Genomic DNA, 13,377 nt, shown 5'->3' on the forward strand with positions numbered 1-13,377 from the left:
TAGCCGCCTTCGCGAGCAGGCTCGCTCCCACCCTTGAAACGCATCCCGTCCTGCGGGAGCGACCTGCTCGCGAAGAGGCCCGCACTGACAATGCCGGCCCTTGAGCCGGCGTTTTTGCTAGGCCGCCCTCTCCATCTGCGCCCGCCGCACCACCGCCGCCAACCGCTTCAGCCCTTCATCCAGCCGCGCCGGATCGATGTGGCTGAAATTCAGGCGCAAATGCCCATGATGCTTGTCCGGCTCGGGAAAGAACGGTTCACCGGGCATGAATGCCACATCGTTAGCCAATGCCTCGTCGAGCAATGTCCGCGTATCCAGCGGTCGCTTCAGCGTCAGCCAGAAGAACAGCCCGCCCTGGGGCATGTTCCACTCAGCCAGATCGGTAAAATGCATTTCCAGCGCCAATTGAAACGCATCGCGCCGCTGCCGATAGAAATCCCGCAGCTCGCTCAAATGCTGTTGATACTTCTGCGAGCCGATCCATTGCAGCGCCTGCCATTGGCCGATGCGATTGGTGTGCAGATCCGCCGATTGCTTCAGTTTGAGCAGGTGCGGGAACAGATCCGGACTGGCGATCAAGTAACCGACACGCAAACCCGGGAGCAAGGTTTTCGACACGGTGCCAGTGTAGATCCAGCTGGCTTTTCTCAGACGCGCCGCAATCGGCTTCGCGCTGCCACCATCGAAAGTCAGTTCGCGGTATGGCTCATCTTCAATCAGCGTGACGCCAAATTCATCGAGCAATGCCGCGACTGCGGCGCGCTTGGCCTCGCTGTAGCGCACGGCGGAAGGATTCTGAAACGTCGGGATCAGGTAGATAAACGCCGGACGGTGTTGTTCCAGACGTTTGCGCAGTTGCGCCAGGTTGGGTCCGTCGGCTTCCTGCGGCACGGTCAGGCAATCGGCGCCAAACAGTTGGAAGATTTGCAGCGCGGCCAGATAAGTCGGCGCCTCCAACAGAATTTCCGTGCCCTTATCGAGGTACAGCTTGGCCGCCAGATCCAGGGTTTGCTGCGAGCCGCTGACCACCAGCACCTGACTCGCCTCGCATTCAAGGCCCAGCGCCCTCGCCTCTGCCGCCAGCGCCTCGCGCAAGGCCGGCTCGCCTTCGCTCATGCCGTACTGCCCCAGCGACAGCGGCATCTCGTCCCACTCCACCTTCGGCAACATCGTCTCAGCGGGCAAACCGCCGGCAAACGACATCACCTCTGGACGCTGGGCGGCGGCGAGAATTTCTCGGATCAAAGAACTTTTCAGGCGCGAGACACGTTCGGAAAAAGCCATGGGGGTCACCGTAGCGAGGCAGGTAAAAAATGAGTCAAACTGGTTGACTGAAACTACGACAGCTTGAGCGAGTACGTCAACATGCTTGACCTTAAAAACCCCGCAAGTCAGCAACAGGCCATGGAAGCGTTCTTCTTCGGCTATCAGGCGTTCACGGCCAAGGCGGATGAAATGCTCGAGCGCCGCGGACTCTCGCGGGTACATCAGCGCATCGTGTTTTTCATCGCGCGCTATCCGAACCTGAGTGTGAAAGAGTTGCTGGCCCTGCTGGGCGTAAGCAAACAAGCGTTGAACATGCCCCTGCGCCAGTTGCAGGAAATGCATCTGGTCGACAGCGTCGCTTCACAGACGGACAAGCGTAAGCGCCTGCTTGAGCTGACGGCGGAAGGCGCGAGGTTCGAGCAGGCGTTGCGCCGTGAGCAGGTGAAATTGCTCGAGCGGGTGTTTGCCGAGGCTGGGGAAGCGGCGGTGAATGGGTGGTTGGCGGTGAATCTGGCGCTTGGGGGCAGTCAGACGCATCTTGATTGACAGGACCGCCCTCTTCGCGAGCAGGCTCGCTCCCACACGGGAACGCTTTACAAAGATGGGAGCGAGCCTGCTCGCGAAGCCATCCTGCATGGGCATATATCCCTATCAGCAAAAAAATCGGCGACAAAAACCAAAACAATATTTGCTTTATTTGTACACAAAAGCATAATCCACTGCGTGCGAGTTCCTGACTACACGGTCAACAAATTCGCGTATGCCTCAAAGGGCCGCTGTCACCCCTCATGGGTCCGGCCCTGGAAATAACAATAAAACTCTTGAGGAGTACTCGCTGTGGAAAGCCGCAAATCCGAAGCACCGCCGCTCGAGCTCACGCCGCCATTACGCAATGGCCTGCTGGAGCGTCTGTTCAAACTCAGCTTGCATGGCACCACGGTGAAGACCGAGCTGATTGCCGGTCTGACAACCTTCATCACCATGGCTTACATCATTTTCGTCAACCCGAACATCATGGCCGATGCCGGGATCGATCACGGCGCAGCCTTCGTCGCCACCTGTATCGCTGCCGCATTGGGCTGCCTGTTGATGGGACTCTACGCCAACTGGCCGGTCGGCCTGGCGCCGGGCATGGGCCTCAATGCTTTCTTCACCTACACCGTGGTCGGCACCATGGGCTACAACTGGGAAACCGCCCTCGGCGCGGTGTTTGTCTCGGGCGTGCTGTTCATGTTCCTGACCTTTTCGCGGATTCGCGAGTGGCTGCTCAACAGCATTCCGGTCAGCCTGCGGTTTGCCATGGGCGCCGGTGTCGGTCTGTTCCTGGGCCTGATCGGGCTGAAGACTGCCGGCATCGTCGTCGACAGCCCGGCCACCCTGATCAAACTTGGCTCGCTGCGCGAACCCGGCCCGTTGCTCGCCGCGATCTGCTTCCTGATGATCGCGATCCTCAGTTACCACCGCGTGTTCGGTGCGATTCTGATCAGCATCATCACCGTCACCCTCGCCGGTTGGGGCCTGGGTCTGGTCCACTACGAGGGCATCATGTCCGCGCCGCCGAGCCTGGCGCCGACCTGGATGGCAATGAACGTCGCCGGCGTGTTCAACGTCAGCATGATCAGCGTAGTGCTGGCCTTCCTCTTCGTGCACATGTTCGACACCGCCGGCACGCTGATGGGCGTGGCCCAGCGCGCCAACCTTGTCGCCGCTGACGGTCGCATCGAGAACCTTTCCCGAGCCATGAAGGCAGATAGCGCCTCTAGCGTATTCGGCGCCGTGGTTGGCGTGCCCCCAGTGACAAGTTACGTGGAAAGCGCGGCCGGCGTAGCCGCTGGTGGTCGGACTGGTCTTACCGCCGTCACCGTGGGTGTGCTATTTATAGCGGCCATGTTTTTCGCACCGCTGGCTGGCATGATTCCCGCTTATGCCACAGCAGGTGCCCTGATTTACGTGGCGATGCTGATGATGGGCGGCATGGCCCACATCGAATGGGACGAGGCTACCGACGCCATTCCGGCGATTGTCACGGCGATCATGATGCCGCTGACCTTCTCCGTCGCCGACGGCATCGCGCTGGGCTTTATTACTTACGTCGCGTTGAAGGCCGGCACCGGCAAGTACAAGGAAATTTCCGTCAGCCTGTGGGTGCTCTGCGCGATCTTCATCGCCAAGTTCATCTTCCTGTAAGCGCTGCGCGGTTCAGGCTTCAAACCAGCCTCACCCTCACCGGTGGGGCTTTTGCACATCTCGATAACAACAAAGGAGCAAAACGATGAGTCTGGAAACCTGGCTGCTGTTCAGTGGCGCTGCACTGGTGGTGATCCTGATCCCGGGGCCACTGTCATTGCTGATGATCAGCAACAGTCTGAATTACGGTTTACGCAGGTCGTACCCCGCGTTCCTGGGTGGCGTGATCGCCTCGATCTGCCTGCTCAGCGCTTCGGCACTGGGGCTTGGCGCTCTGTTGCTGGCCTCGGAACAGTTGTTCAGCGCGCTGAAAATCATCGGTGCGCTGTACCTTTTTTATCTCGCCTGGCAGAGCTGGCAACAGTCGCGTCAGCCATCGACGGGTGCCGAAGTACCCGAAGCCGCACCGGTGCCGCGTTTTCGCACATTGTTCGGACGCGCTTTTGTACTGGGTGCGAGCAACCCTAAGGACATCCTGTTTTTCGCCGCGTTTCTTCCACAGTTCCTCCGCGCAGACCAACCGTTTCTGCCGCAGTTACTGATCATGATTGCGACCTGGGTAGTGCTCGATCTGTGCTGCAAACTGGCTTACGGTCTGGGTGCCAATGGTGCCGCACGTTATTTGCGCAGCGGCAAAGGCCAGAGTTGGTTCAATCGGGTGAGTGCCGGACTGTTTGGTGGTGCTGGCGCGGCGTCGTTGCTGGGCAGCCACTGACTGAAAAGCGCCACTATTGATTATCCTGCCGGAATGGATCTCGGGCAGGATCATGTTGTTCATGAATCAATTAAGTGTGAGCAACATCCAGTCCCTGATATGCAATAGATAGCAACAACCCTTCGATATACAGGTCTCGAAAGGCCAACGTAATATCCTTGGCCTTAACAACAATTGCCGGAACAAGGAAGTTCTAATGGCCACACTTATACGCGAAGCAATAGCACAAACCGACCCTGCAATACATGCGGACACCCAACCTGTTTCCGATACCGTCATAGTTATGGATTTGGGCTATGAATCCAACGAATACAAGCCTTCAACCATCGACCATGGCCAAACCAGTGGAAAATCGAGTCAGTTGCAAATGGTGGACGAAGTGTTCGGCCCTTTGGAGATTGGCGATATTTCGATTACTCGTACAGCGCTCGACGGACTAGGCGCAACAATTGACGGTCAGCCATTGAATGGCCAGAACAGCTTCTTTCGCCGCCCCAAACTTTCTTTTATCAATAGCTTGCAGTTCGACGCCAATAAAGTTGAACACTTTCTGAAAACTTCAACAGGCAGCGATGGCTACTTGTTACCCACGCTCCTGTTTGAAATGGCCAGCCAGCGCCCGCTTGGCGCCCCTCAGCTCTTGAGGGAAAACAATGCCAATGAAAAGGTAGCCGGCAATTACCGCGACAAACTGGTAAAACTTCTGAGCGCAGCACAGTCGCTCGATCTACAACATGTGCACGTCCCCAAACATCATCCCCGCTGGGCGGCATTGACCAAAAGCTACGCGACGCTGGGCTCCAGCCTGGGCATCCAGGGTTTCGGCATTTTCATGGGGATTCGTGGCGTAATCGATGCGATCAAAGCCGATAACCGTGCTGAAGTAGCGATAAACAGCGCGGGCATTGCGTCGGAGCTGGCCTCCATCGCGGCCGATGTCACGGTCAGTAAAATAGCCACGCAGATGCTCACAGCCGGACAGAATGCTTACCGGGACTTCGCCAGAACACGCTTCGCCCTCAGACTGGGTCGATCGGGCGGTCTGGTCGGCGGCATGCTGACGCTGCCCTTCGACATCTTTACCGCCGTGAGATCCATGAACGCCGCTGAGAATGCCACCGGCAAAGAGGCTATGGATCATTACGTCAGCGCTGGCCTGAGCATTACCAGTGCAGCCATGACCGTCATTCTCGGCACTGCCGCGATGGCCGGTTTCTCGCTTGCCGGCCCCGTCGGGCTTGCAGCCGGCGCGATTCTCGCCATTGGCTCGCAGGTCTACGGTGCGGTACGTATCGTTGACGACATAGATGACTACATCGAATTAACCGTTGATGAGCGGTGGCGTAGCGGATGGTTTTCGTTCTGCATGATGGACGTCGACGAAAGCGTTCAAAACCGCTATATCAAGGCCAAAACACTACTTCAACACTCATTGCAGTTAAAAAAGACCGCGAGAACGCTACTCGATGGCCCCTTGAAAGAGAGCACCGAAGCCATCGTCAATGGCAAGTTTGATGTACGCCTGAAACCGACGCGGGTCTGGAAACGAAACTGGTGGACCAAACAGGATGCGTGGGAGTCGGTCAATGTCCCTGAAGTGGTAGGCACCGATGACATCATTGATGCAAGCGCAGGGGTTACAAAAGATACACCCGGCGCGGAACTGGGAGTTGCGGCAGAGGGCAAAAACATTCTCTGGTTTCTCAGCGAGGGTAATGACTCGATCAAAGGTGTAGAAAAAAAACCCAACACGTTCTATTACAAGTCAGGAAAAAAACAACTGTCGGGCGGTGAAGGCAATGACCAGTTCCTGTTTGAGAACGCAGCCGCTTTCCTCGAAAAGGACAGCCATGTTGCAGAATATTCAACGCTGAGCGGCGGCGCAGGAAATGACACACTGGTACTTGGCGGCAATTACTCCTCTCGTGATACGAACAGAACTGGCTATGACATAGATTTGCTGGCCGGAACATTGCAGATCATCACCAGCGATGTCGATGCCGAGAATAACAAAATATCCATCCTGCACAGTTTGCTGGACAGTATCGAAAATATTGAAACAGTCCATCGCGCAGCAAGCGTAGTAACCGGCACTGCGCAAAACAACGTCATCAAATCACGAGGCAGCGACATCATTGAAGCTGGCGCCGGAGACGATCAGATATTCCTCTCCCACGAAAAAGCAAAAGCGTCGGGAGGCGCCGGCGCGGATCAATATTACATTGCGCATGTGGCTGGTCGTTTTTCCATTATCGATGATGGTGAACAGACCAGTCATATCGTCATGAATTGGCGCAAGGACCTGATTGAGTCCTGGGCTATCGAGGGCAATGACCTGGTCATCCGCTCAGGCTTCGAAACTCATGACAATCCCAAAAACGTATTGACCATTCATGACGTTTACAAGAAAAACGAAGGCACAAGAAAGCTGAGCAACAAAAATCTGATTTTCATAACCAGTGATGATTGCCATTTCAGACTTGACCTGCCTGAAACAATCCCGGATGGCCACACCGCCGATATACCGGAAATTTTCGTCAAACGTGGCAAACCGGTAACACCGATCATTATTTATGCGCCGGAATGCTGGATCCGACACCGCAAGGAAGCGAGCTATTACGTACCGAGAACCGGCAAGGCCAACACTTTCTACGCGTTTTTACGTCCGGATGTCATAACCCGGATATATCTGGACTTCACCAGTGATGAGCTGACAAAAGCCGAGGCGCATTTTTTCTCCGACAAACCCAAGTCATATCGACTGACTGTCGGCTGCCATCTCGTCTATCACTTCGGCGCGAAGACCATCAAGCTGAATTATTACTCGGCTGCGCGTAGCGAAGACGATCACGACAATATCATCAAGATCCTGCGAACCATGGCCGTGCGACCGTTCGGCCGTTATGTGTTGATTTTCAAGGACGGTGTCGTTGCAAACGCTGGTCTTACAGCGGAAACCGACATCCCGCCAGCCTTTACTGACTTCTCGGTCTCGAGGCATTGGGTAACCCAGATGAAAGTGCCACTCACGGGTCGTTCTCGACAGTGCTTTTATGCGCTGCCTGAGAAAGCGGGTTACTCGCTTGGCACTACGAGGAGTTGCGCAATGCCGATACCACTGGCCGTGCAAACCAGCATGGACGCCTATGAAGGAGTGGGTGCGAGTTATCTCATCCACGTACTGCCTGACATGACTATCAGACTCTCGACTCCTGGCGCGCTCGCCAATGCCAAAGAGCGGCTTCCCTACTCATCCACCTGGGAACTTGATGCAACGCAGCTCGGCGAGATCGATATAAAACTCGAAGAAAACCGGCTTTCCATCGGCACTACCACTTTTTATCTGCCTGTCTATGAAAGCGAGGATTTGATAGACCAGATCCGCGTTATTGCCACCGGTGGAGTTGTACATACGGTCGATCTGGTCTTTGACCGTGTCTATCTGGATGGTCTCGATGCACGTTTTTTCGAAGAGCCCGACGCCTCAAAAGCACTCCCGCAAGCTCTTGCCGCATTGGCCAATGACGAAGTCAAAGTCTGGAACATTATCTGCCTTAACGACCAGACCGCGCGCGTGGGCTACAACTTTGCCGCGCATGGCTGGGTATTGCGTGCCGACAAATCCCGCATCGAAAAGTCTGCTTTAAGGGTGGTGAATCGCTGCAACCACCAAACCAACATTTTCGGCCCCGTTTCTGTGATGAAAGTGCCTCCCGCGTAATTCGCCGGTCGTTCGTCAATAAACCCATTTTTTCGAGCGTTGCTGTCTACGCGGCACTTGCACGCGTCTGCGCGCTCTTTTACCGAGCATTCCCCATGGCCAAGTCACCCAAAAAAGTCCCTGCAGTAAAACCACCCAATGCCCCCGATGCTGGACATTCCGGCTCACCGCCTCTCGTCAGCCGTATGGGCCTGGACATGCCTGACGCCATGCTTCTGGGCATCGATTCACCGGCCGTCAGTCAAGCGGCAAGCACATCTGCCGCAGCCAGAACACCGCCCACGGTTACTGTTCACGCCCTGCCGGATGCAACGGAAAACTTCAGCGCCACTCGTAACGCAATCGCCTGGCCGCAAGAGCGTTTCCACGAACTGGTACCCGTGGCGCAGAACGAAGGTTTGTTCACCGGACCGGATCAGCGCACGTACGCTCAGATCGCTAATGAAGGCCAGTTCGTCGTCGAGCAGGACGGGCAAGGCAATTATCATGTGCCTCTGACCTTCGCACCCGGTGTGCCCGGCCTGCCCCTGACCCGCCTCGAGGGTCAGACGACTTGGCAGATCCGGCGGCCCGAGAGGCTATCCAACCGGCCTGCATCCGCCACCCCCAACCTGCCCTCATACATCTCGCCGGCCGACGCCATGACGCTGAGCAAGCCTGAGCTGGCAACGGAGGGCCTTCGATACAACAGACTCAGGCAGACCTTCGTAACGACGGTGGACGGCACGGTCATGGTGCGCAAAAACAAGGATGGCGAATACCAACAAGCGTTCGCCTCGACGAGCAATGCACCCGACGTTTTCTTCGAGCAAATCCCCGGCACTGTTTTCTGGCGACAAAAACCGCCAGGGGCGAAGCCATCGCAAACGCCAGCCCAATCCAGCCAGCCAGGCGAACAGACCGACCAGGCAGCACCTGGCCCGAGCAAGCGTCCCCGACTTGCCGAAGCCGCAGAGACGCTAACCGCGTCGACAGCCAAGCCGTCCTCTGACAACGACCAGACGCCGTATTTCTGGCTTCCCTGGGGGCATCTGAACAAACCTGCGCACACCGAATCGGTACAGCTTGGCTGGCTGCATTATCCAATCGTTCCGGTTGGCTCGAATACGGCGCCCACCGTGTATTTCGTATGTCATCCCGAGTTTTTCCCGAGCGGTTTCGACGCTTTCGAGAACATGCTGAAAAACGCCCCCGAGCAACAGCCGGTGGCGACGTTTCGAATCGGCAGCGATCCAGGTGAAGTCCATCCGGGCAAACGCTTTTTCGAAGAGCCTATAACAACGTCCGTCGCTCGCGCGTTCCCTGATTTTTCGCAAGCGACAACGACAGCCGTTGCCCGCAGGTTATTCGAACTCGCCGATCATTCCCCGACGATTACCGGCACCGGCCTGATCAACGTTCAGGCCGTCTTGCATCAATGGAAGCAACTGCCGTTTTCCACAGCACCTGACTTTGCCGACCCGCTGAATATGCTCGCCATAGCGCCAGACATCGACCTGGGGGGCAAGCGGCTTATCCCGATGCCTTCCCAGACCGACAGCGAATTGCAACGCCTGACCTTTGATCCACAGCACTTCTCCTCCGCCTGGAATCATTACAAGACCTATCCATCAGATCTGAATCTGCGGCGATTGCTCGGCGCGTTGCTGGTCGGCTGTGGTTACGAGCTGTTTCCACTGACCTATGAACACAGAATGCCGACGCTGGTATTCAAACGAGCCGGTCACGATCAAATCTTCTTTTTGAAACTGGGGGCAATCAGTCAAGCCGGCCTGACTCACGTTCCTGGCAACGAACTGACAGAACCGAGCTTGCCCGCCAGAATCGGTCAGGACGCCTTCAAGGCACTGACCGATGCAGCGGCGCAGAACAAAGTGGTATGGCTGATAGGAGGCGTATTGAAGGTCGCGTCCACGCCAGACTCGGTGTTCATTATTCGCGAGCGCTGAGCCGAGACTCGACTGCGCCGGCAGTTGCGCCGTAAACACGCATAAAAAAAGCCCGCAGTGTGAGCGGGCGAAAGACCAAAGAAGCTATATGCGCAGTCGCTTCCCGGTGGGGGCAGCTGCTTGGGGGTCAACTGCCCCGATACGTGGAATAGCTGTAAGGCGAAATCAGCAGGGGCACGTGATAGTGCTCCTGCTCGGCGGAAATGCCGAAACGCAGTACGACGACATCGAGAAACGCCGGCTCGGGCAGTTGTACGCCACGGGCGCGGTAGTAATCGCCGGCATGGAACTGCACCTGATAAACCCCGGTGCGATAATCGTCGCCTTGCAGCAACGGCGCATCGACCCGGCCATCGCTGTTGGTTGTCGCACTGGCGACCAATTCCAGGTGCGATCCTTCAACGCGGTACAGCTCGACCTTGATCGAGCTGCCCGGGCAACCGTGTGCAGCGTCCAAAACGTGTGTTGTCAAACGTCCCATTGATTCTGCGCGCCCGGCCGCAACAAGCGGTCAGACTTCGCGCCTCCCGAAGTCAGTTGAAAAGGAGACCGCACCGTTTCGGAGCACGAAACACTGCGGCGAGCGACTGATTAAGACACTTTTCAAAAAAATTGTACACAATAAAAACGACATTTTTCGCTTCCCCCCCGCCATCCGGGCCTTAATCGCCAATTCGCAGGCAAAGCGCCTGATCATTGAACCTTCTATTCATTAGCTGACTGGTCAGGCAGGTTTCTTGCAGGCTGTAACCGTCAACGGTAAAAGATGACAGCCAGTGAAAAATGCGAAAATTCAGGCTTACAAAATGTAAATAAAGTTGTATACAATCAGCCCATCGCTGTGACGCCAGCCTGCCAGGCCGCCACACCAATCTGTCAACGTACAAGAAGGAAGACTGCAGTGAGCGCTGACTACCCACGCGACCTGATCGGTTACGGCAGTAACCCTCCTCACCCACACTGGCCGGGAAATGCCCGGATCGCCCTGTCCTTCGTACTCAATTACGAAGAAGGTGGCGAGCGCAACATTCTGCACGGCGACAAGGAATCCGAAGCCTTCCTCTCCGAAATGGTCGCCGCTCAGCCGCTGCAAGGCGCGCGCAACATGAGCATGGAATCGCTTTACGAGTATGGCAGCCGTGCCGGCGTCTGGCGGATTCTGAAGCTGTTCAAGGAATTCGACATTCCGTTGACCATCTTCGCCGTGGCCATGGCCGCCCAGCGTCACCCGGACGTGATCCGTGCGATGGTCGAGGCCGGCCATGAAATCTGCAGCCATGGCTACCGCTGGATCGACTACCAGTACATGGACGAAGCGCAGGAACGCGAGCACATGCTCGAAGCGATCCGCATCCTCACCGAACTGACCGGCGAACGTCCGCTGGGCTGGTACACCGGCCGCACCGGGCCGAACACCCGCCGGCTGGTCATGGAAGAAGGCGGTTTCCTCTACGACTGCGACACCTACGACGACGACCTGCCCTACTGGGAACCGAACAACCCCACCGGCAAACCGCATCTGGTGATCCCCTACACCCTCGACACCAACGACATGCGCTTCACGCAAGTGCAGGGTTTCAACAAGGGTGACGATTTCTTCGAATACCTCAAAGACGCGTTCGACGTGCTTTACGCCGAAGGTGCCGAAGCGCCGAAAATGCTTTCGATCGGTCTGCACTGCCGCCTGATCGGCCGTCCTGGTCGCCTCGCTTCACTCAAGCGCTTTATCGAATATGCCAAAAGTCATGAACAGGTGTGGTTCAGCCGTCGCGTCGACATCGCGCGTCACTGGCAAGAAACCCACCCGTACCAAGGGACTGCAAAATGAGCCGCTTTCAAACCCTGCAACCGTCGACCCTGAGCCGCGACGCTTTCGTCAAAGCCTTCGCCGACATCTACGAACATTCGCCATGGGTGGCCGAAAAGGCCTACGACCTCGGTGCGGACGCTTCGATCGACGAGATCGAAACCCTGCACCAGCGCATGAGCGATATCCTGTTGAGCGCCGATCATGCCAGCCAGCTGGCCCTGATCAACGCTCACCCGGACCTGGCCGGCAAAGCTGCCGTCCAGGGCCAACTGACCGAAGCCAGCACCAATGAACAGGCTGGCGCCGGTATTCACCAATGCACGGCCGAAGAGTTCCAGCGCTTCACCGAGCTGAACGACGCCTACAAAGCCAAGTTCAAGTTTCCCTTCATCATGGCGGTAAAAGGCAGCAACCGGCATCAGATCCTCGCGGCGTTCGAAACGCGCATCAACAATTCGGTGGAAGCCGAGTTCAAATGCGCGCTGGCGGAGATCAACAAGATTGCCCTGTTCCGTTTACTGACTCTCTAGCAAGCCTGACCCGAGTGCATCAAACGCGGAGAGCGCCCAGGGTCTTGCAAGCATCCCAAGCCACTTATTCAAAGGCAGACAAGAAGAATGAAAGCTTACGCCGTACCTTTCGAAAAATACGTCAACCTGGCCGACGCCCGTCTGGGCACCAAAATCATCTCGGTCACCGATGACTGGTTCGCAGACGCCAATCGTCTGTTCCAACCGACCCCGGCCGTATGGAAGGAGGGCGTGTTCGATGACAACGGCAAGTGGATGGACGGCTGGGAGTCGCGCCGCAAGCGCTTCGAAGGTTACGACAGCGCGGTGATCCGTCTGGGCGTACCGGGCTCGATCAAAGGCGTGGACATCGACACTTCATTCTTCACCGGCAACTACCCGCCATCGGCCTCGCTGGAAGCGTGCTTCCTGGCCTCGGGCGAACCGGATGAAAACACCCAGTGGACCGAAGTGCTGTCGGCCGTCGAGCTGCAGGGCAACAGCCACCACTACCACGAAATCGGCAATGACCAGGCGTTCAGCCACCTGCGCTTCAACATCTACCCGGACGGCGGTGTTGCCCGTCTGCGCGTATACGGCATTCCGTTCCGCGACTGGTCCGCTGTGGGTGACAACGAGCAAGTGGACTTGGCAGCAGCCCTCAACGGTGGCCGCGCCCTCGCCTGCTCCGACGAACACTTCGGCCGCATGAGCAACATCCTCAACCCGGGCCGCGGCATCAACATGGGCGACGGCTGGGAAACCGCGCGTCGTCGCACGCCGGGCAATGACTGGGTGATCGTCGCCCTGGGTCATCCGGGCGAGATCGAGAAGATCGTCGTCGACACCCTGCACTTCAAAGGCAACTACCCGGACACTTGCTCGATCCAGGGCGCGTTCGTCAAGGGCGGCACCGACAGCCAGATCGAAACCCAGTCGCTGTTCTGGCGCGAACTGCTGCCAAGCCAGAAGCTGGAAATGCACGCCGAACACACCTTCGTCGAGCAGATCAAGGCACTCGGCCCGATCACCCACATCCGCCTGAACGTGTTCCCGGATGGTGGCGTGAGTCGCCTGCGTGTATTGGGCAAGGTCGCTAAATAACACTGCAATGATCGTTCCCACGCTCTGCGTGGGAATGCATCACTGGACGCTCTGCGTCCGCTTTGGATGTGACGCGGAGCGTCACGGGCTGCATTCCCACGCAGAGCGTGGGAACG

General features: G+C 57.1%; 10 protein-coding genes. 8 read left to right on the top strand and 2 right to left on the bottom strand.

Annotated elements, in window-relative coordinates; genetic code table 11:
- Positions 1-117 precede the first annotated feature (117 nt).
- Entirely contained in the window at positions 118-1,284 is a 1,167-nt protein-coding gene (locus tag D8U70_RS15750) for a PLP-dependent aminotransferase family protein (RefSeq protein WP_130929259.1), read from the bottom strand.
- An 81-nt stretch (positions 1,285-1,365) separates the two neighbouring features.
- Between D8U70_RS15750 and D8U70_RS15755 the strand changes: the two genes are divergently transcribed.
- The 5 genes from D8U70_RS15755 to D8U70_RS15775 all read left to right on the top strand — a co-directional run bounded on the left by D8U70_RS15755 (position 1,366) and on the right by D8U70_RS15775 (position 9,838).
- Positions 1,366-1,812 (top strand): MarR family transcriptional regulator, encoded by a 447-nt coding sequence (locus D8U70_RS15755; RefSeq protein ID WP_110645195.1) that lies wholly within the window; start codon positions 1,366-1,368, stop codon positions 1,810-1,812.
- 291 nt (positions 1,813-2,103) lie between these two features.
- A complete protein-coding gene (locus tag D8U70_RS15760) occupies positions 2,104-3,453 on the top strand; it encodes an NCS2 family permease (protein WP_024012217.1) in 1,350 nt (449 codons plus the stop codon).
- A gap of 85 nt (positions 3,454-3,538) precedes the next feature.
- A complete protein-coding gene (locus D8U70_RS15765) occupies positions 3,539-4,168 on the top strand; it encodes a LysE family translocator (RefSeq protein WP_016773765.1) in 630 nt (209 codons plus the stop codon).
- Positions 4,169-4,364: 196 nt separating this feature from the next.
- The gene (locus tag D8U70_RS15770; RefSeq protein ID WP_130929260.1) at positions 4,365-7,889 is read left to right on the top strand and encodes a calcium-binding protein; all 3,525 of its coding nucleotides are present in this window, start codon (positions 4,365-4,367) and stop codon (positions 7,887-7,889) included.
- A 95-nt stretch (positions 7,890-7,984) separates the two neighbouring features.
- Positions 7,985-9,838, top strand: a complete 1,854-nt coding sequence (locus D8U70_RS15775; RefSeq protein WP_130929261.1) for a hypothetical protein — start codon at positions 7,985-7,987, stop codon at positions 9,836-9,838.
- 127 nt (positions 9,839-9,965) lie between these two features.
- Here D8U70_RS15775 and uraH read toward each other — a convergent pair whose 3' ends face one another.
- The gene (gene uraH, locus D8U70_RS15780; protein WP_041479332.1) at positions 9,966-10,319 is read right to left on the bottom strand and encodes a hydroxyisourate hydrolase; all 354 of its coding nucleotides are present in this window, start codon (positions 10,317-10,319) and stop codon (positions 9,966-9,968) included.
- A 420-nt stretch (positions 10,320-10,739) separates the two neighbouring features.
- On the opposite strand from uraH, the gene puuE reads away from it, so the two are divergent.
- From puuE to alc, 3 genes are all read left to right on the top strand, one after another.
- Positions 10,740-11,666, top strand: a complete 927-nt coding sequence (gene puuE, locus D8U70_RS15785) for an allantoinase PuuE (protein WP_024012213.1) — start codon at positions 10,740-10,742, stop codon at positions 11,664-11,666.
- Positions 11,663-12,178, top strand: a complete 516-nt coding sequence (gene uraD, locus D8U70_RS15790) for a 2-oxo-4-hydroxy-4-carboxy-5-ureidoimidazoline decarboxylase (RefSeq protein ID WP_016773760.1) — start codon at positions 11,663-11,665, stop codon at positions 12,176-12,178. Before puuE ends, uraD begins: the two co-directional genes overlap by 4 nt.
- Positions 12,179-12,265: 87 nt before the next feature.
- On the top strand, positions 12,266-13,261 hold the full coding sequence (alc, locus tag D8U70_RS15795) for an allantoicase (protein ID WP_130929262.1): 996 nt from the start codon (positions 12,266-12,268) through the stop codon (positions 13,259-13,261).
- Positions 13,262-13,377: the final 116 nt, after the last annotated feature.

Origin of the sequence: Pseudomonas sp. Sample_20 (genome assembly GCF_004307585.1) — a bacterium.
Classification (GTDB): Bacteria; Pseudomonadota; Gammaproteobacteria; order Pseudomonadales; family Pseudomonadaceae; genus Aquipseudomonas; species Aquipseudomonas atacamensis.

What these genes read in the sequence shown, in the direction of transcription:
- D8U70_RS15770 (WP_130929260.1), top strand. Translation starts at nt 4,365, where the DNA reads ATGGCCACACTTATACGCGAAGCAATAGCACAAACCGACCCTGCAATA.
- uraD (WP_016773760.1), top strand. Translation starts at nt 11,663, where the DNA reads ATGAGCCGCTTTCAAACCCTGCAACCGTCGACCCTGAGCCGCGACGCT.
- D8U70_RS15765 (WP_016773765.1), top strand. Translation starts at nt 3,539, where the DNA reads ATGAGTCTGGAAACCTGGCTGCTGTTCAGTGGCGCTGCACTGGTGGTG.
- alc (WP_130929262.1), top strand. Translation starts at nt 12,266, where the DNA reads ATGAAAGCTTACGCCGTACCTTTCGAAAAATACGTCAACCTGGCCGAC.
- D8U70_RS15750 (WP_130929259.1), bottom strand. Translation starts at nt 1,284, where the DNA reads ATGGCTTTTTCCGAACGTGTCTCGCGCCTGAAAAGTTCTTTGATCCGA.
- uraH (WP_041479332.1), bottom strand. Translation starts at nt 10,319, where the DNA reads ATGGGACGTTTGACAACACACGTTTTGGACGCTGCACACGGTTGCCCG.
- D8U70_RS15755 (WP_110645195.1), top strand. Translation starts at nt 1,366, where the DNA reads ATGCTTGACCTTAAAAACCCCGCAAGTCAGCAACAGGCCATGGAAGCG.
- D8U70_RS15775 (WP_130929261.1), top strand. Translation starts at nt 7,985, where the DNA reads ATGGCCAAGTCACCCAAAAAAGTCCCTGCAGTAAAACCACCCAATGCC.